General features: G+C 31.3%; 16 protein-coding genes. 12 read left to right on the top strand and 4 right to left on the bottom strand.

What is annotated here, in order from left to right; translation table 11 throughout:
• Nucleotides 1-40 precede the first annotated feature (40 nt).
• The 3 genes from porM (at nucleotide 41) to AC2D6T_RS09605 (ending at nucleotide 3,613) form a co-directional block, all read left to right on the top strand.
• Nucleotides 41-1,582 (top strand): type IX secretion system motor protein PorM/GldM, encoded by a 1,542-nt coding sequence (porM, locus tag AC2D6T_RS09615; RefSeq protein WP_484681335.1) that lies wholly within the window; start codon nucleotides 41-43, stop codon nucleotides 1,580-1,582.
• 18 nt (nucleotides 1,583-1,600) lie between these two features.
• Nucleotides 1,601-2,455 (top strand): type IX secretion system ring subunit PorN/GldN, encoded by an 855-nt coding sequence (gene porN / locus AC2D6T_RS09610; protein ID WP_484681334.1) that lies wholly within the window; start codon nucleotides 1,601-1,603, stop codon nucleotides 2,453-2,455.
• Nucleotides 2,456-2,569: 114 nt separating this feature from the next.
• Nucleotides 2,570-3,613, top strand: a complete 1,044-nt coding sequence (locus tag AC2D6T_RS09605) for an NAD(P)/FAD-dependent oxidoreductase (RefSeq protein ID WP_484681333.1) — start codon at nucleotides 2,570-2,572, stop codon at nucleotides 3,611-3,613.
• On the opposite strand, the gene AC2D6T_RS09600 is transcribed toward AC2D6T_RS09605, so the two are convergent.
• Nucleotides 3,603-3,971, bottom strand: coding sequence for a DUF983 domain-containing protein (locus AC2D6T_RS09600; RefSeq protein WP_298947555.1), 369 nt, complete (start codon nucleotides 3,969-3,971; stop codon nucleotides 3,603-3,605). The two genes, AC2D6T_RS09605 and AC2D6T_RS09600, sit on opposite strands and share 11 nt — an antisense overlap.
• A gap of 76 nt (nucleotides 3,972-4,047) precedes the next feature.
• On the opposite strand from AC2D6T_RS09600, the gene AC2D6T_RS09595 reads away from it, so the two are divergent.
• A complete protein-coding gene (locus AC2D6T_RS09595) occupies nucleotides 4,048-5,967 on the top strand; it encodes an ABC-F family ATP-binding cassette domain-containing protein (protein WP_484681332.1) in 1,920 nt (639 codons plus the stop codon).
• A gap of 109 nt (nucleotides 5,968-6,076) precedes the next feature.
• On the opposite strand, the gene AC2D6T_RS09590 is transcribed toward AC2D6T_RS09595, so the two are convergent.
• Together AC2D6T_RS09590 and rpsO are read right to left on the bottom strand one after the other, a co-directional pair.
• On the bottom strand, nucleotides 6,077-8,302 hold the full coding sequence (locus AC2D6T_RS09590) for a polyribonucleotide nucleotidyltransferase (protein WP_484681331.1): 2,226 nt from the start codon (nucleotides 8,300-8,302) through the stop codon (nucleotides 6,077-6,079).
• Between the two features lie 218 nt (nucleotides 8,303-8,520).
• Entirely contained in the window at nucleotides 8,521-8,790 is a 270-nt protein-coding gene (rpsO, locus tag AC2D6T_RS09585) for a 30S ribosomal protein S15 (RefSeq protein WP_438989144.1), read from the bottom strand.
• A gap of 496 nt (nucleotides 8,791-9,286) precedes the next feature.
• Between rpsO and AC2D6T_RS09580 the strand changes: the two genes are divergently transcribed.
• From AC2D6T_RS09580 to AC2D6T_RS09550, 7 genes are all read left to right on the top strand, one after another.
• Entirely contained in the window at nucleotides 9,287-10,114 is an 828-nt protein-coding gene (locus AC2D6T_RS09580) for a prephenate dehydratase (protein ID WP_484681330.1), read from the top strand.
• Nucleotides 10,111-11,253 carry a pyridoxal phosphate-dependent aminotransferase gene (locus tag AC2D6T_RS09575; protein WP_484681329.1) on the top strand — a complete coding sequence of 381 codons (1,143 nt, stop codon included), beginning with the start codon at nucleotides 10,111-10,113 and terminating at the stop codon, nucleotides 11,251-11,253. Before AC2D6T_RS09580 ends, AC2D6T_RS09575 begins: the two co-directional genes overlap by 4 nt.
• Before the next feature lie 32 nt (nucleotides 11,254-11,285).
• Nucleotides 11,286-12,137: a prephenate dehydrogenase gene (locus AC2D6T_RS09570; RefSeq protein ID WP_484681328.1), complete on the top strand. Its 852-nt coding sequence runs from the start codon at nucleotides 11,286-11,288 to the stop codon at nucleotides 12,135-12,137.
• Between the two features lie 20 nt (nucleotides 12,138-12,157).
• Nucleotides 12,158-13,240 (top strand): chorismate mutase, encoded by a 1,083-nt coding sequence (locus AC2D6T_RS09565; RefSeq protein WP_438989147.1) that lies wholly within the window; start codon nucleotides 12,158-12,160, stop codon nucleotides 13,238-13,240.
• A 444-nt stretch (nucleotides 13,241-13,684) separates the two neighbouring features.
• Complete coding sequence (rsgA, locus tag AC2D6T_RS09560; RefSeq protein ID WP_298947574.1) at nucleotides 13,685-14,650, top strand: ribosome small subunit-dependent GTPase A; 966 nt, start codon at nucleotides 13,685-13,687, stop codon at nucleotides 14,648-14,650.
• Nucleotides 14,651-14,652: 2 nt separating this feature from the next.
• Nucleotides 14,653-15,105 (top strand): D-aminoacyl-tRNA deacylase, encoded by a 453-nt coding sequence (dtd, locus tag AC2D6T_RS09555; protein ID WP_298947576.1) that lies wholly within the window; start codon nucleotides 14,653-14,655, stop codon nucleotides 15,103-15,105.
• 4 nt (nucleotides 15,106-15,109) lie between these two features.
• Nucleotides 15,110-15,760 carry a TatD family hydrolase gene (locus tag AC2D6T_RS09550; protein ID WP_484681327.1) on the top strand — a complete coding sequence of 217 codons (651 nt, stop codon included), beginning with the start codon at nucleotides 15,110-15,112 and terminating at the stop codon, nucleotides 15,758-15,760.
• Here AC2D6T_RS09550 and AC2D6T_RS09545 read toward each other — a convergent pair.
• Complete coding sequence (locus AC2D6T_RS09545) at nucleotides 15,757-16,383, bottom strand: 4'-phosphopantetheinyl transferase family protein (protein WP_484681326.1); 627 nt, start codon at nucleotides 16,381-16,383, stop codon at nucleotides 15,757-15,759. The genes AC2D6T_RS09550 and AC2D6T_RS09545 overlap by 4 nt on opposite strands.
• Before the next feature lie 62 nt (nucleotides 16,384-16,445).
• Here AC2D6T_RS09545 and ahcY point away from each other — a divergent pair, with 62 nt between their 5' ends.
• On the top strand, nucleotides 16,446-17,759 hold the full coding sequence (ahcY, locus tag AC2D6T_RS09540) for an adenosylhomocysteinase (protein ID WP_484681325.1): 1,314 nt from the start codon (nucleotides 16,446-16,448) through the stop codon (nucleotides 17,757-17,759).
• Nucleotides 17,760-17,896: the final 137 nt, after the last annotated feature.

The following is a 17,896-nucleotide window of genomic DNA, read 5'->3' as shown; positions in this document are numbered from 1 at the left end:
TAGTTAAAACAAATGTATAACAACTTAAAAACTAATTAGAATGGCAGGAGGAAAAATGTCCGCAAGACAAAAGATGATTAACTTAATGTACCTCGTGTTTATTGCAATGTTAGCAATGAATATGAGTAAAGAGGTTTTATCAGCTTTTGGTTTTATGAACGAAAAATTGGTAGAGAATAATATTTCTACAATCAAGAAAAATAAAGAAGCTTATGCAAATTTAGATTTGAAAGCATCAGAACAGAAAGAAAAATTTGGACCGTTAAAAGTTCAAGCAGATAAAATTAAAACCTATTCAAATGATTTTTATGATTATTTAGCTGTAATAAAGTCTAAAATGTTGACTGAAATTGAAGATAAATATGATTATGAAGCAATGGACAAAACCGATTGGTTAGATACATATTTCTTTAAAGGAGATTCCTACACTGCAGAAGGTCAAGAATTTTTAGATAGAATAAATACTTACAGAACAAATGTAATAGAAGTCATTGGGAGTGATAGTAAATTTGTAAATGTTTTAAATAAAAGATTTTCTACAAATCCAGTAATAGATTCTGAAACAGAAAAAGAAGTTCCATTTTTAAAAGCTAGATATGAAGGTTTTCCAATGATAGCCTCATTAACAAGCTTTACACAAATGCAGGCAGATATCAGAAATACAGAATCTGATATTGTTACAGACCTTTTAGGAGGTAAGTTAGAAGAAGCTCTATCATTAAACAATTATACGGGTATTGTACGTCTAAATAAAAGTGCATATTTTGCAGGAGAAAAGATTACAGGAGAAGTTGTTTTAGGTAGATACGATGCATCTTTAGTGCCAGATAAAGTTATTTTAAATGGCAAAGACGCAACAGATGCTGTACAAAACGGACAAGTAATTTTAAACATGCCAGCAGGTAATGTTGGTGAGAAAACAATAAAAGGTACAATTTACTTCAGAGAAAATGGAGAGGAAGTTCCAGTACCATTTGAAAGTAAATATTCTGTAATAGCAGAGCCAAGTTCTGCAGTAGTATCTGCAGATAAAATGAATGTGGTTTATAGAGGTGTACAAAACCCGATATCTGTATCTTTGCCAGGTGTAAGTGGTAATAATTTAAATGTTTCTGCCACAGGTGGTAGATTATCAGGTTCTGGTAGTAACTATAATCTAAGTGCAGGCTCTGGAAATACAGCTGTAATAAACGTAAGTGCTAAACTTACTAGTGGTAAAACTGTAAATTCTAAAGCAACCTTTAGAATTAAAGATATACCTGCTGCAATGGGTAGTGCAAGAGGGCAGTTTGGTGTTGTAAGAATGCCAAAAAGTAGTTTAGCAAACACACCAATTGGTGCAGGATTGCCAGATTTTGTTTTCGATTTAAAATTACAAGTTAAAAGCTTTAAGGTTAAAGTTCCTGGTCAAGTAACTGTACTAGTAAATGGTACAAAGTTTAATGCACAAGCAAAAAAAGTATTAGCTAAGGCAAGAAGAGGAGATGTTGTAACCATTTTTGATATACAAGCATCAATCATTGGAAACTCTTCATATCAACTTAAAAAAGTTATACCTGTAAGTATAGAGATTACAAACTAGAAAAACAAAAACATAATTATGATAAAAAATTGTGCATATATATGTATTGCTCTTTTTACTGCAGGATTGGTAAATGCGCAAACAAACTTATTAAATGCAAAATCTGTAGATCAAATTGGTGTTAAAAGCAAGCAACAATTAGCAGCTGATAACGATGGTCCAATACCTTATGGTTATGTACATGATAGAGATGTATTATGGTCTAAAGTAGTTTGGGAATTTATCGATTTGAATCAAAAAATTAATTTACCTTACTATTTCCCTATAGATACTACAAATATATCTTCAGATAGAAGGTCTTTGTTTGATACCTTAATTAAAGGAATCAAACAAGGTAAAATTAAAGAAGCATATACAGATTCTTATTTTACCTCTAAAATTACACAAAGCGAAATAGACCAACGTTTGGTAAATATTAGAGAAGAAAATGGATATACAGATACTTTTAAAATTCAAACGCAAGATGTTGCTGGTTATATGATAAAAGGAATGTGGTATTTTGATAAGCGCCTAGGAGAATTAAAATACAGACTGCTAGCAATAGCTCCAATGAGTAAAGATGTACAAACTTTAGGAGTTCAAGAAATTGAAGACGAAGAGTTGTATGAATTATTTTGGATATTTTTTCCAGATGCAAGAGAAGTTTTGCATGATGCAAAAGTATTCAACCCCAAAAATACTTCGTATCCAATATCATTTGATCACATGTTAAATGCAAGAAGATTTAACTCAGTCATTGTTAGAGAAGAAAACATCTACGGCAACAGAGCTATAGAAGACTATGTTAGAGGGAATTCTTTATTCCAGTTGCTAGAAGCAAACAAAATAAAAGAAGATATTAGAAATAGAGAAATGGACATGTGGAATTATTAAAATCTCACCTATATTTTATAAAAAAACGTTTGCGAAAGCAAACGTTTTTTTATGGGTATCTATTTTTATAAACACGTTGAAAAAATCAAATAAAAAACTTCCTATTTTTGTAGCATGAAAGTAGATTATATAATTGTAGGTTTAGGCTTGGCAGGTTTAGCTTTTGTAGAAGAATTGATCAACGCTCAAAAAACTTTTATGGTTTTCGAGGACAACTCTCAAACCTCTTCTTTAGTGGCTGGAGGGGTTTATAATCCTGTAATTTTAAAAAGATTTACCCCTGTTTGGAACGCTACAGAACAATTAGCAGTAGCACTTCCATTTTATGATGCATTAGAAAAAAAATTTAACAAAAAATTTGATCAAAAATTTATTACAAAAAAAGTATTTAAATCTATAGAAGACCAAAATAATTGGTTTACAGCCTTAGATAAACCCAAATTAACTAGATATTTAGATAAAAAATTAGATAAAAATAATTATGATGGTGTATTAGCCCATTACAATTTTGGCAATGTCACAGAAACAGGAAGAATAGATACTTTAAAGTTAGTAGAAATTTATAGAAACTACCTGTTAGAAAACAAATGTCTGATAAACGAGCATTTTAAATATGATCAATTAGATATTTTAGAAGAAACACTAAACTACAAAGATATAAGTGCAACTAAAATTGTTTTTGCAGAAGGTTTTGGTGTTAAAAAAAATCCTTTTTTTAATTACTTACCACTAAAAGAAGCCAAAGGAGAATTGTTAACCATACAAGCACCAGCATTAAATATTGATTTTTTATTAAAATCTACACTGTTTGTGCTTCCTTTAGGAAATCATTATTACAAAGTAGGAGCAACTTTTAATTGGAAAGATAAAACCTCTAAACCCTCTGAAGAAGGTAAACAAGAATTGGTAGAAAAACTAGAAAAAGTTATAAGTGTACCTTTTAAGATCGTGAACCAAACAGCAGGTATAAGACCTAGTGTAAAGGATAGAAGACCTATGGTTGGTGTGCATCCAAAACATAAGCAATTGTGCGTTTTAAATGGTTTGGGTACTCGTGGTGTAATGATTGCACCTACAGTTGCAAAGAGTTTGTTTTTACACTTAGAACAAGGTAAAGAATTAGACAAAGAAATAGATATTAAACGATTTATTTTTTAAAACTAACAAACATATTTATCCAAAGAATTCTAGACAAACGCAAATTTACAGGCGCTAAAACAATAAGTGTAATAATAATTGCTGCAAAAGATTGTAATAAAGAGAAACCAAAAAATAAAGAAGAAATTATAAAAGTAGCTACAGAAAGTGCTACTGTAATTCCGTAATTTACATACATAGCTCCATAAAAAAATGAAGGTTCCATCATGTATTTTAAATTACACTTTGGGCAATGTGTATGCAATTGTGTAATTTTTGTTGGATGAAATGTGAATTTATATTTAAAAAATTCACCCTCATGACATTTCGGGCATTTGCCATTTACTATGCTATATATTTTTGTTCCTTTTTTAAACATCTGTACCTTAAAAATTATCTACTTTTGCAAAGGTAAATTTTTTACACCTTTAATTAAGTAACAATCATTACATTTCATGTTAAACGTACATAATTTAACAGTTTCATTTATGGGAACTGATTTATTTTCAGGAATAACCTTTAAACTAAATAAAGGAGATAGAATTGGTTTGATTGGTAAAAACGGCGCCGGAAAATCTACATTGCTTAAAGTATTATCTCAAGATATAGAAAGTAGTGGTGGTACCATGGCTTTTGATAAAGATGTGCAAATTGGGTTTTTAAGACAAGATATAGATTTTGTAGAAGGCAGAACTATTTTAGAGGAAGCCTATCAAGCTTTTGAAGAGATTAAACAAATCGAACTGCAATTAGACGAAATTAACAAGCAATTGGCAGAAAGAACCGATTACGAAAGTGAAGGTTACACCCAGTTAATACACGATTTAACAGAAAAAACAGAACGTTACGAACTTTTAGGAGGATACAATTATCAAGGAGATACAGAAAAAATATTACAAGGTTTAGGTTTTCAAAGAGAAGATTTTGATAAACTAACAGATACTTTTTCTGGTGGATGGAGAATGCGAATCGAATTGGCAAAATTATTATTGCAAAATAATGATGTTTTACTGTTAGATGAACCCACAAACCACTTAGATATCGAATCTATAATTTGGTTAGAAAACTTTTTAAAGTCTTATGCAGGTGCAATTGTATTAGTCTCGCACGATAAAATGTTTTTAGACAATGTAACCAACAGAACCATAGAAATCTCTTTAGGACAAATTTACGATTACAAAAAACCTTACTCAGAGTTTTTGTTATTAAGAGGAGAAATTAAAGAAAAACAATTACAGGCACAGAAAAATCAAGAAAAAGAAATAAAACAAAAACAACAATTAATAGATAAATTTAAAGCAAAAGCAAGTAAAGCATCTATGGCACAATCTTTAATGAAACAACTAGATAAGGTTGAGTTGATTGAGGTAGACCAAGATGATAACCAAGCGATGAATGTACGTTTTGCAGTTTCTAAAGAACCTGGTAAAATTATTGTAGAGGCAGAAAATTTATCAAAAAGTTATGGTGATAAACACGTTTTAGAAGGTGTAGATTTATTGATAGAACGAAATAGCAAAATTGCTTTTGTTGGGCAAAATGGTCAAGGAAAATCTACCTTAGCAAAAATGATGGTAGGTGAAATTCCTTTTGAAGGCCATTTAAAATTAGGCCATAATGTACAAATAGGGTATTTTGCTCAAAATCAGTCAGAACATCTACCACCAGAAAAAACGGTTTTAGAAATCATGGAAGATGCTGCTACAGATAGTAACAGAATGCGTGTTAGAGACATGTTAGGTTCGTTTTTATTTGGTGGAGATGCAGTAGATAAAAAAGCAAAAGTACTTTCTGGAGGAGAAAGAAATCGTTTGGCATTGTGTAAATTATTATTACAACCTTTTAATGTTTTAATAATGGATGAGCCTACAAACCACCTAGACATAGCCTCTAAAACTGTTTTAAAAGAAGCTTTAAATAATTTTGATGGTACTTTAATTGTGGTTTCTCACGATAGAGAGTTTTTACAAGGATTAACTACTACAGTCTACGGTTTTAAAGACAAAGAAATAAAAGAATATTTAGGTGATATCGATTATTTCCTAGAACAACATAAGATGGAAAGTTTACGAGATGCAGAAAAGAAAACCGTTGTAAAAGTTGCCAAAGATACTTCTAAAAAAGAAGCACATAAATTATCCAGAGAACAAGAAAAAGCCTTAAAAAAACTAAACAACAAACTTTCTAATATAGAAACAGAAATAGCCGATTTAGAAACCGAAATCGAAAAAATTGATTTAGAATTGGCAAAAAACTATGATGAAGTTTCTTCGAGACCTAATTTCTTTGAAAAATACAAAGCTAAAAAAGCAAAAGTAGAGACTTTAATGGAGCAATGGGAGCAATTAGAAGACCAGATTTCTAATTTCTCCTAACTTTTTTGAGTGAATTAGCAAACTTATTTTAAGCAAATAATCTAGTAAATAAAAACCTGTTAAGTTTTAAAACTTAACAGGTTTGTTTTTTATTTAAAAAATTAAAAGATTAATTTTCTTTTCTAGGTTCTCTTGGTTTTCTGTCATCACGTCTGTTGTCTCTTCCGCGATTATCTCTACCTCTGTTGTTATCTCTTGGGGGTCTAGCAACATAACCTTCGGGTTTTGGTAAAAGTGCTTTTCTAGAAACTTTTTCTTTACGTGTTCTAGGGTCTATACCAAAGTATTTTACATCTAAAACGTCGCCCATTTTAACAACGTCAGAAACATTGTCTGTTCGTTCCCAAGCTAATTCAGAAACATGTAATAATACTTCGTTTCCTGGAGCCTCTACATATTCTACAACAGCACCAAAATCTAGCATTTTAATTACTTTTACTTCGTAAACGCTACCCACTTCTGGTTTAAATAACATTGATTCAATTCTAGCAATTACCTGCTCAATTCCTTCTGGTTTTGTACCTAAAATTTCTATAATACCTTCTTCAGTTACAGCGTCTTCAGTAATTACGATAGTAGTTCCTGTTTCTTTCTGTAATTCTTGTATGTGTTTTCCACCTGGACCAATAAATGCACCAATCATATCATTAGGAATACGTCTTGTAATCATTTTTGGAGCATGTGCTTTAACATCTGTATTTGGTGCAGCAATAGTGTCTGTTAACTTCTCTAAAATATGTAAACGACCATCTCTTGCTTGTTTTAGTGCATTTACTAAAATTTCGTAAGAAAGACCTTTTACTTTAATATCCATTTGACAAGCAGTAATACCATCTTCAGTTCCTGTTACTTTAAAGTCCATATCTCCTAAATGATCCTCATCACCTAAAATATCAGATAAAACTGCATAACGATCACCATCAGAAATTAATCCCATAGCAATACCCGATACAGGTTTTTTTAATTGAACACCAGCATCCATTAATGCCATTGTACCAGAACAAACTGTTGCCATAGAAGATGAACCATTAGATTCTAAAACTTCACTTACAACTCTAACTGTGTAAGGGCAATCAGCAGGAATCATTCCTTTTAAGGCTCTTTGTGCTAAATTACCATGACCTACTTCTCTACGAGATGTTCCTCTTAAGGGACGTGCTTCACCTGTACAAAAAGGAGGGAAGTTATAGTGTAAATAGAAAGTTTCTTCACCTTCGTAAGAAGCCATATCTATTTGGTTTGCTTCTCTAGATGTACCTAAAGTTACAGTTGCTAATGCTTGTGTTTCTCCTCTTGTAAAAATAGAGGAACCATGTGTAGATGGTAAATAATCTACTTCACACCAGATAGGTCTAATATCTATAGTTTTACGTCCGTCTAAACGTAAACCTTCTGCTAAAGTTAATTCTCTAACAGCATTTTTTTGTGCTTTGTTAAAATATTTTCCAATTAAACCACCAAAATCTGCCAATTCTTCTTCAGAAAAAGTAGCTGTAATTTCTTCTTTTACAGCAGCAAAAGCTTCAGAACGTTCTGCTTTAGAAGTCCCTTTTTTAGCAATTGCATAACATTTATCGTACGCTAAATCATTTATTTTTTTAGCTAAATCTTCATCTTCTCTTTCTGGTTCGTACTCACGAGTTTCTTTTTTACCAAAAGCCTCTGCTAAACGAACTTGTGCAGCACATTGTACTTTAATAGCTTCGTGTGCAAATTTAATAGCGTCTGCCATTTCTTCTTCAGAAATCTCATCCATTTCACCTTCTACCATCATCACAGAATCTGCAGAAGCACCAATCATCATATCAATGTCAGATTCTTCTAACTGTGCTCTGTTTGGGTTGATAACGAACTCGCCATTTACTCTTGCAACACGTGCTTCAGAAATTGGAGTTTCGAAAGGAATGTCTGATAATTGAATAACTGCAGATGCAGCTAAACCTGCTAATGCATCTGGCATTACATCTTCGTCATGAGACATTAATTGTATCATCACTTGTGTTTCTGCATGGTAATCTTTTGGAAATAATGGACGTAAAACACGATCTACTAAACGCATTGTTAATACTTCGCCATCACTTGGTCTTGCTTCTCTTTTAAAGAATCCTCCAGGATAACGTCCTGCAGCAGCAAATTTTTCTCTATAATCTACTGTAAGTGGTAAAAAATCAACATCACTTTGTTTGTAGTTAGATACGACAGTACATAATAACATTGCTTTACCCATTTGAACAACAACAGAACCGTGCGCTTGTTTCGCTAATTTACCGGTTTCTAATGAGATGGTTCTTCCATCTCCAAGGTCTATAACCTCTCTAAATACTTTTGGAATCATAAAATTTTAATTCTAAATTTTTAATTTGTTTGTTGTTGCGTTGTTGTTTTGTTGTGTGTTTTCCAATGGAAATTCAAAAATGCTGTTACTATTTTTGATTTTTTATATATAGTCTGTTTGTTAGACAGAATATATTTTTGTTTGTTTTTGGGGTAACCCAAAAGAATTTTAAACAAAAAAAGAGGCGCGTTTATAGCTCCTCTTTTTTAGTGTAAGAATTATTTTCTAATTCCTAATTCTTTAATAATTGCACGGTATCTTGCAATATCTTTTTTCTTTAGATAGTCTAACAAACTTCTACGTTTACCTACCATCATTACTAATGAACGTTCTGTATTATAATCTTTACGATTGTTTTTTAAATGCTCAGTTAAGTGATTAATTCTGTGCGTAAATAACGCAATCTGCCCTTCTGAAGAACCCGTATCGTTTTTTCCTTTACCGTGTTTTTCGAAGATGCTTTCTTTTACTTCTTTAGTTAAGTACATGCCAATATTATTTAAATGATTTTTATGTATTTCAACAGATTTTCTATTGAAGGTGCAAATATAAGATTATTTTTTTATTAAAAAACTTTAATAGCTTACTATTTTATAGTCTAAATTGCTGTTTTTAAGTAAACTTAGATACCAAATTAAAAAAGTTTCTGGTAAATATATAGGCTTGTATTTTTCGACATATATACCAAGTGTTTGTTTTTTTATAAAAATTCATAAATAAATAGCTCTTTATTGCTTTATTTTTAACAAATTGTAAATTTTTATATATTATTATAAATTAAATTTGTATATCTAAATTTAATATCTAGATTTGTAGCTCAAAATAAAGAGCATAAAATGTCAAATAACAATTTTACTCGTTTCTATTTTTACTTTTACTTTTTTAGTAAGAGGAGAGACTTTGTATCATGTTGTTAAAAACATTTCTAAAATATAAAGTCTCGAATTTACTTCGAGGCTTTTTTTTTGATATAATTTAAAAAGTTTGAAAAAAATTATTGCCATACAAGGAGCTCAAGGCTCAAACCACCATAAAGTTGCAAAAGACTTTTATGGAGACAACATTCAATTAATAGAATGTATGTCTTTTGATGCTTTGGTAGATAGCTTGTTAAAAGGAGAGGCAAGTCTTGGGGTAATGGCTTTAGAAAATACCATTGCAGGTTCAATTATACCTAATTATGCTTTAATTGATAGTAATAACTTACATATCATAGATGAAGAGTATTTAAATATTCACCATCATTTAATGGCTTTAAAAGGTCAAGGTATTTCAGATATTAAAGAAGTTTGGTCGCATCCAATGGCATTGTTACAATGTAAAGAATTTTTTAAAAACCACCCACAAATTAAATTGGTAGAAGATGTAGATACTGCTGAGGTTGCTAAAAGAATTGCCAAAGAAAATTTAAAAGGCATTGCTGCAATTGCACCAAAAATTGCTGCAGATATTTTTGGTTTGCAAGTTTTAGAAGATGAAATTCAGACGATTAAACAAAATTCGACAAGATTTGTAATTGTACAAACTACGGAACCCAATCATAGAGTAAATCAAATAAATAAAGCGTCTTTAAAATTTCAATTAGACCATAAAAGAGGAAGTTTAGCAACTATTTTAAATGTACTAAGCGATTGTAAAATGAATTTAACCAAAATTCAATCATTGCCCGTAATAAAAACTCCTTGGAAATATTCGTTTTTTGTAGATATTACTTTTGACGATTACAAAGATTATCAAAAAGCAGAGTCAATTATAGAAATAATGGCAGAAGAATTTAAGATTTTAGGAACTTATAAAAGTGGTAGAAAATGATAGCATCAGCAAAAAGATTAAATACCGTTAAAGAATACTACTTCTCAAAAAAATTAAGAGAAGTTAGGGGGTTAATGGCTGCAGGAAAACCTATTATCAATATGGGAATTGGTTCACCAGATTTAAAACCGCCAACAAAAGTTTTAGAAGCTATTCAAGGGAGTTTAAATGATGTTTCGGCACACAAATATCAATCTTATCAAGGATTACCTGAGTTAAGAAATGCCATCACTAATTTTTATAAAAATAAATTTTCTGTGCTTACAAATCCAGAAAATGAAGTGTTGCCATTAATGGGAAGCAAAGAAGGGATTATGCATATTTCTATGGCTTTTTTAAATGAAGGTGATAAAGTTTTAATTCCAAATCCTGGATACCCAACCTATACCTCTGTTACAAAATTAGTAGGTGCAGAACCCTTGTTTTATAATTTAAGCGATGCTACAAATTGGCAACCTAATTTTACAGAATTAGAGCAACAAGATTTAAGTGATGTAAAAATAATGTGGGTAAACTATCCACATATGCCAACAGGTACCAATGCAACTTTAGAAACTTTTGAAAAGTTGGTTGCTTTTGGTAAAAAGCATCAAATTTTAATTATTAATGACAATCCATACAGTTTTATTTTAAACGATAACCCAATAAGTATTTTACAAGTAGCAGGGGCAAAAGACATTGCTTTAGAGTTAAATTCTTTAAGTAAAACCTTTAATATGGCTGGTTGGCGAGTTGGGATGGTTTTAGGAAATGCCAATTTTATCAACGAGATTTTAAAAGTAAAATCAAATATGGATTCTGGGATGTTTTACGGTATCCAAAAAGGAGCTGTAGAGGCTTTGCAATTGTCTGATAATTGGTTTGTAGCACAAAATAAAGTGTACCAAGAACGCAGAAAACTCATTTGGCAATTGGCAGATAAATTAGATGCAAAATACAGTAAAAATGCAACAGGTTTATTTGTTTGGGCAAAAATTCCTGAAGGAAAAAAATCTGAAGAAGTTACAGATGCAGTTTTATACGATAAAGATATTTTTATAACACCAGGAACTATTTTTGGTTCTCAAGGCGAAGGTTATATTCGTTTTTCGTTATGTGTAACAAAAGAAATAATTAAAGAAGCAATAAATAGGCTATAAGTCATAAGCTTTTAGCTTAAAGTATTATCAATATGAAAAATATATTTTGCATCGGCATTGGTTTAATTGGAGGAAGTTTTGCGATTGATATTAAAAACTACAACCCAGAAGTTATAATTCATGGTATTAGTAGAAAAGCCGAAACCTTAAATAAGGCATTAGATTTAAAACTAATTGATAAAAAAGCAACTTTAGACGATCTTGAAAATGCAGATTTGGTAATTGTGTCTATTCCTGTAGATGCCACTGTAAAATTACTACCAACTATTTTAGACAAAATATCAGATAACACTTTAGTGGTAGATGCAGGTTCTACAAAAGAAGCTATTTGTAAAGAGGTTGAACATCATAAAAGAAGAAGAAACTTTTTAGCATGTCACCCAATTGCAGGAACAGAAAAATCTGGACCCACAGCAGCAATTTCTGGCTTATATAAAGGGAAAACCAATATTATTTGCGAAGTAGAAAAAACAACTTTTAAATTACAAGAAAAAGCTTTAGAGCTTTTTAGAGCTATTGGAATGCGTATTCGTTATATGGACCCAGTTTCTCATGATAAACATATTGCGTATGTTTCGCACCTATCTCACATAAGCGCATTTATGTTAGGTAAAACAGTAATTAATAAAGAAAAAAACGAGCGCGATATTTTTGATATGGCAGGTTCTGGTTTCGAATCTACAGTTCGTTTAGCAAAAAGTAGTCCAGCAATGTGGACCCCAATTTTTAAGCAGAATAAAGAAAACGTAATAGAAACTTTAGAAGAATACATTAGCAATTTGCAACATTTTAAAGAATTGATGCAACAAGATAATTTCTCCGAAATTTTTAACCAAATGGAGAACACAAATTATATAAAACAAATTTTAAACGGCATAAAATAATAGCCAAAATAAGTAGAAAAATGAAGAATACAGCAGCATTAAGAACATGGTTGGATGATATGAAACTTGAACATCCACTAGTAATAGCAGGGCCTTGTAGTGCAGAAACCGAAGAACAGGTTTTAAAAATTGCGCACGAATTAAAAGATTCTGATGTAAACTATTATAGAGCAGGAATTTGGAAACCAAGAACAAGACCAGGAAACTTTGAGGGCGTTGGTGCCTTAGGTTTAGGTTGGTTAAAAAAGGTTAAAGAAGAAACAGGTATGAAAACCTGTACTGAAGTTGCCAATGCTGCGCACTGTAAATTAGCATTAGAAAATGATGTAGATTTATTATGGATTGGTGCAAGAACTGCAGTTTCTCCTTTTATAATGCAAGAAATAGCAGATGCCTTACAAGGGACTGATAAAATTGTATTGGTAAAAAACCCTATAAACCCAGATTTATCATTATGGTTGGGTGGTATTGAAAGATTATATACCGCAGGAATTAAAAATTTAGGAGCAATCCACAGAGGCTTTTCCACCTATGAAAAAACCAAATATAGAAATGTTCCAGAATGGCAAATAGCTATTGAATTTCAAAATCGTTTTCCAGACTTACCTCTAATTTGTGATCCATCGCATATTACAGGAAATAGAGAAATGATTTTTGATGTTTCGCAAGCCGCTTTAGATTTAAACTTTGATGGTTTAATGATAGAAACCCATTGGGATCCAGATAATGCATGGTCAGATGCTGCACAACAGGTTACACCTACAAAGTTAAAGCAGATTATGGAAGATTTAAAAATCAAGAAAACCACAGAAACTGCCCCAGAATACAGAGAGTCTTTAGAGAATTTAAGAGCTCAAATTAATGTGGTAGATGAGCAATTAATTCAATTGCTAGCAAAACGCATGCAAGTTGCTGACAAAATAGGCGAATTAAAAAAAGAAAAAAATGTAGCTGTTTTACAATCTAGACGTTGGAATGAGATTTTAGGAAACATGGTTTTAGAAGGGAGTAGCAAAGGTTTAAGCGAAGAATTTGTTTTAAAAATGTTTAAAGCAATTCACCAAGAATCTATCAATCATCAAGAAAAAATTATTAACGGGTAATTTATGCTGAACTCGATTTAGTATTTTTTTATCAAAACTATTAGCCACAAATTCGTAAATAATTATCGAATTTGTGGCTTTTTTTGTGCGTTACCACAAGGGTAAGGCTTTCGTTACTCGCTTTTTTTGTAAACAACAAAAAAGAGCTCAAACAGGTCACTCAATCCTTAACGCGTATGGCAAACTAAAAAACGGAAGTTTGTAAAACGAACTTTTATCATATTTTCAGACCCTTCAGGTTTTAAAAACCTAAAGAGTCTTCTTTGTTAGTTTAATAAAGTAAACTTTTAACACACTATTACTTCGAATCAAATTTTTTTCAGAAAATTGTATCCAGAAGTTTTCTCAATTTTAACAAGTTCTCGATACAATTTTCTCAAAAAAATCGAAAATCACTCGAACTGACATCCAAATAATTACTTAAAATTCTGCATCTTTGTAATAATGACAGGAACAGTATACAAATCTACAGGAAGTTGGTATTTTGTAAAGGATACTTTAGGAAACTTTCATAAATGTAGAATTAAAGGCAAATTCAGAATCAAAGGCATTAAAAGTACCAACCCAATTGCGGTTGGCGATCAAGTGCAATTTGATATCGAAAAAAAAGGAGATGAAGAAACAGGAGTCATAAAAAAAATATTAGATAGAGAAAATTTTATTGTTCGTAAATCTGTAAACCTGTCTAAGCAAACACATATTATTGCTGCCAATATAGATCAAGTTTTTTTATTAATCACCATAAATAATCCACCTACATTTACCACATTTATAGACCGTTTTTTAGTTTCTGCAAGAGCCTACAGAATAGACGTAATTTTAGTATTTAATAAAATAGACGCCTACGAAATTGAAGAACGAGCAGAAATTTTATACCTCAAAGATATTTACGAAGCTATTGGTTATAAGTGTGTAGAAGTATCTGCAACCGAAAAGAAAAACGTAACTACTGTAAAAGAAATGATGCAAGGTAAAACTTCTATGTTTGTAGGACATTCTGGAGTTGGTAAAACCACATTGGTAAACGCAATAGAGCCCAGTTTAGATTTAAAAACTAAAGAAATTTCAGACCAACACAAACAAGGGCAACACACAACAACCTTTGCAGAAATGTTCGATTTAAGTTTTGACGCCAGAATTATAGATACACCAGGTATCAAAGGTTTTGGAGTGGTAGATATGGATAAATACGAATTGGGCGATTATTTTCCGGAGTTTTTTGCCCTAAAGCAAGACTGTAAGTTTAACAATTGCATCCATTTAAAAGAGCCACACTGTGCTGTAAAAGAAGCGTTAGAAAATGAAGAAGTTTCTTGGTCTCGTTACAAAAGTTACCTGCAAATTATAGAAGGAGAAGAAGAAACAGAACACTTTAGAACCGATATTTGGAACGAAGAAGATAATGACTGATTATGAAAATAGTAATTCAAAGAGTATCAAAAGCAAGCGTTACTATTAATGATGAAAAAGTTGCCAATATAAAAACAGGTTTATTGGTTCTATTAGGTATTGTTACAGATGATAGTCAAAAAGATGTTGATTTTTTGGTTAGAAAAACTGCAAATCTGCGCATTTTTAATGATGAAAATGGCGTAATGAACAACTCTCTAAAAGACTGCGATGGAGAAGTAATAGTAGTAAGTCAGTTTACGTTACATGCAGCAACCAAAAAAGGAAACAGACCTAGTTATATAAAAGCTGCAAAACCAGAAATTGCTATTCCTTTGTATGAGAAATTCGTGTCAACTTTAGAAATAGAACTCGATAAAAAAGTACAAACTGGCGAGTTTGGTGCAGATATGAAAGTAGAATTGTTAAACGATGGCCCAGTAACCATCATTATAGATTCTAAAAACAAAGAATAAAGATTTGGATTTTATAGACATCCATACACATAAAAAACAACTTTCCGAAAACGTATTTTCCGTAGCAAATAAATATCCAGTTTCATTAGATTTTACTTCCCCTTTTTCTATAGGTATTCATCCTTGGTTTATCAATAAAAATAAAATTGAAGCAGAACTTTTAATACTAGCCAAAAAACTACAACATAAAAATTGTGTGGCTTTGGGTGAGTGTGGTTTAGATAAAGTTATAAAAACCGATTTTGAGCTGCAAAAAACCGTGTTTAAAAAGCAAATTCAGTTTTCAGAAAAATACCAAAAACCTTTAATAATTCATTGTGTAAAAGCGTATCAAGACATTGTAGAGTTAAAAAAAGAGCTAAAACCAACACAAGTTTGGCTTGTTCATGGTTTCAATAAAAATTGTCAAGTTGCCCAAAGTTTATTAAAAAACGGAATTTTACTATCTTTTGGGACAGCCATTATCAACCATAAAAAATTACAAGAAGTGGTTGCAAAAGTGCCTTTAGAAAAACTTTTTTTAGAAACCGATGATAAAGACGATGCCATTGTAGAGGTTTACGTAAAAGTGGCAAAACTAAAAGGTGTGCCTTTGGAAATTTTACAGCAAAAAATCCAAGAAAATTTTAAACAATTATTTTTAAAAACAACTTAATGGGCATAAACACAAGTAAAACCTTCAAACTCTAAAAAGGCTATTTTGTAAGTCATTTTTTCACCATTATATCTAATTTCTCCACTTGTTTTTTCATCAGCAAACTTAAAATCCTCAATATAAATGTGATGCAAGAATCGTAGTTTTTTCTTTCCGTAAATTTTATATAAACTCTCTTTAGCTCCCCAAACAATGGTTAATTTACTAATTAAAGCATCATGGTTTGCAATGGTTTTATATTCTTCTATTGGCGTAAATTTATGCGCTATTTTTAAAATTTTATCTCGCTGTTTTTCAATGTCTATACCCACATGCAAATCATCAGAAATAATAATAGCAGTAAAAGTAAAAGAGTGCGTAATAGAAATGTATTTACCATCTTTTAAATGCGGTTTTCCAAAGGCATCATAAACTAAATCAAAATCTGTATAACCTACGTTTTTTAGCAAATGTCTAATGCTTAAAAAACCTTTTTGGTGCAACTCAGACCTCATAGAATTTAAGCGAGTTTCACTTTTTTTAGAAAGTTGGGTGTTTTCTTTTAATTCAGCAATAGATTCTTCAATCTTCCAAATCAGTACTTTAGTAGTTTTGTTAACCGTTAATGTTTTGTAAAGAGCCATATATTTTAAAATCTAAGTCGTATCTTTGCACCTCTAAAAAATAGAATATAAAGATACAAAATATGAGCACAAATACAGCTTACGTACCATTTAAAGTAAAAGATATTTCTCTAGCAGATTGGGGAAGAAAAGAAATTGAGTTAGCAGAAGCTGAAATGCCAGGTTTAATGGCGTTGAGAGAAGAATATGGAGATGCACAACCTTTAAAAGGTGCAAGAATTGCAGGTTGTTTACACATGACCATTCAGACTGCAGTTTTAATTGAAACCTTACAAGCTTTAGGTGCAGAGGTTACTTGGAGCTCTTGTAATATTTTTTCTACACAAGACCAAGCAGCTGCTGCAATTGCTGCAACAGGTACACCTGTGTATGCGTGGAAAGGAATGAATGAAGAAGAATTTGACTGGTGTATAGAGCAAACCTTATTTTTTGGCGAAGACAAAAAGCCATTAAATATGATTTTAGATGATGGTGGAGATTTAACCAATATGGTTTTAGATAAATATCCAGAATTGGCTGCAGGCATTAACGGATTATCAGAAGAAACTACAACAGGAGTTCATAGATTATACGAAAGAGTAAAAAACGGCACACTACCAATGCCAGCAATTAATATTAACGATTCTGTAACCAAATCAAAATTTGATAACAAATACGGTTGTAAAGAATCTGCTGTTGATGCAATTAGAAGAGCAACAGATATAATGTTAGCTGGTAAAAGAGTAGTAGTTTGTGGTTATGGAGATGTTGGTAAAGGTACAGCAGCTTCTTTTAAAGGTGCAGGTTCTATTGTTACAGTTACAGAAATAGACCCAATTTGTGCGTTACAAGCGGCTATGGATGGTTTTGAAGTTAAGAAGCTAGAAACAGTTATGGGGAATGCAGATATCATTATTACTACAACAGGGAATAAAGATATTGTAAAAGAAGAACATTTTAAAGGTGTAAAAGACAAAACAATTATCTGTAACATAGGGCATTTTGATAACGAATTAGATATTGCTTGGTTAAACAATAATTATGGCGATACTAAAGTAGAAATCAAACCTCAGGTAGATAAATATACCATAGATGGTAAAGATCTTATTATTTTAGCAGAAGGGCGTTTGGTAAACTTAGGTTGCGCAACTGGGCACCCAAGTTTTGTAATGTCTAACTCATTTACCAACCAAACGTTGGCACAAATGGAGCTTTGGAACAATGCAGACGCTTATCAAAATAAAGTATACATGTTACCAAAACATTTAGATGAAAAAGTAGCAAAATTACACTTAGAAAAAATTGGTGTAGAGCTAACAGAATTACGTAACGACCAAGCAGATTATATTGGAGTTACTGTAAAAGGCCCTTATAAGCCAGAACATTACAGATACTAGACTTTAGTTTTTAGTTACTAATTCTAATAGATGTTATTATTTTTGCGCAGTCAAGAATCTAACTATAAAACTTAAAAACTCTTTCATTTGAACTGAATTTATTTCAGTTTCTTTGAAAGAGTTTTTTATTTGAGCGT

This window comes from Polaribacter sp. YIW18 (assembly GCF_057219325.1).
Note: the sequence above shows the minus strand (reverse complement) of the source record. Positions and strands in the feature narration are given on the sequence as shown.

Bases quoted from the DNA above. Each gene is read 5' to 3' on its own strand.
- porM (WP_484681335.1), top strand. From the start codon at position 41: ATGGCAGGAGGAAAAATGTCCGCAAGACAAAAGATGATTAACTTAATG.
- porN (WP_484681334.1), top strand. From the start codon at position 1,601: ATGATAAAAAATTGTGCATATATATGTATTGCTCTTTTTACTGCAGGA.
- AC2D6T_RS09605 (WP_484681333.1), top strand. From the start codon at position 2,570: ATGAAAGTAGATTATATAATTGTAGGTTTAGGCTTGGCAGGTTTAGCT.
- AC2D6T_RS09600 (WP_298947555.1), bottom strand. From the start codon at position 3,971: ATGTTTAAAAAAGGAACAAAAATATATAGCATAGTAAATGGCAAATGC.
- AC2D6T_RS09595 (WP_484681332.1), top strand. From the start codon at position 4,048: ATGTTAAACGTACATAATTTAACAGTTTCATTTATGGGAACTGATTTA.
- AC2D6T_RS09590 (WP_484681331.1), bottom strand. From the start codon at position 8,302: ATGATTCCAAAAGTATTTAGAGAGGTTATAGACCTTGGAGATGGAAGA.
- rpsO (WP_438989144.1), bottom strand. From the start codon at position 8,790: ATGTACTTAACTAAAGAAGTAAAAGAAAGCATCTTCGAAAAACACGGT.
- AC2D6T_RS09575 (WP_484681329.1), top strand. From the start codon at position 10,111: ATGATAGCATCAGCAAAAAGATTAAATACCGTTAAAGAATACTACTTC.
- AC2D6T_RS09570 (WP_484681328.1), top strand. From the start codon at position 11,286: ATGAAAAATATATTTTGCATCGGCATTGGTTTAATTGGAGGAAGTTTT.
- AC2D6T_RS09565 (WP_438989147.1), top strand. From the start codon at position 12,158: ATGAAGAATACAGCAGCATTAAGAACATGGTTGGATGATATGAAACTT.
- rsgA (WP_298947574.1), top strand. From the start codon at position 13,685: ATGACAGGAACAGTATACAAATCTACAGGAAGTTGGTATTTTGTAAAG.
- dtd (WP_298947576.1), top strand. From the start codon at position 14,653: ATGAAAATAGTAATTCAAAGAGTATCAAAAGCAAGCGTTACTATTAAT.
- AC2D6T_RS09545 (WP_484681326.1), bottom strand. From the start codon at position 16,383: ATGGCTCTTTACAAAACATTAACGGTTAACAAAACTACTAAAGTACTG.
- ahcY (WP_484681325.1), top strand. From the start codon at position 16,446: ATGAGCACAAATACAGCTTACGTACCATTTAAAGTAAAAGATATTTCT.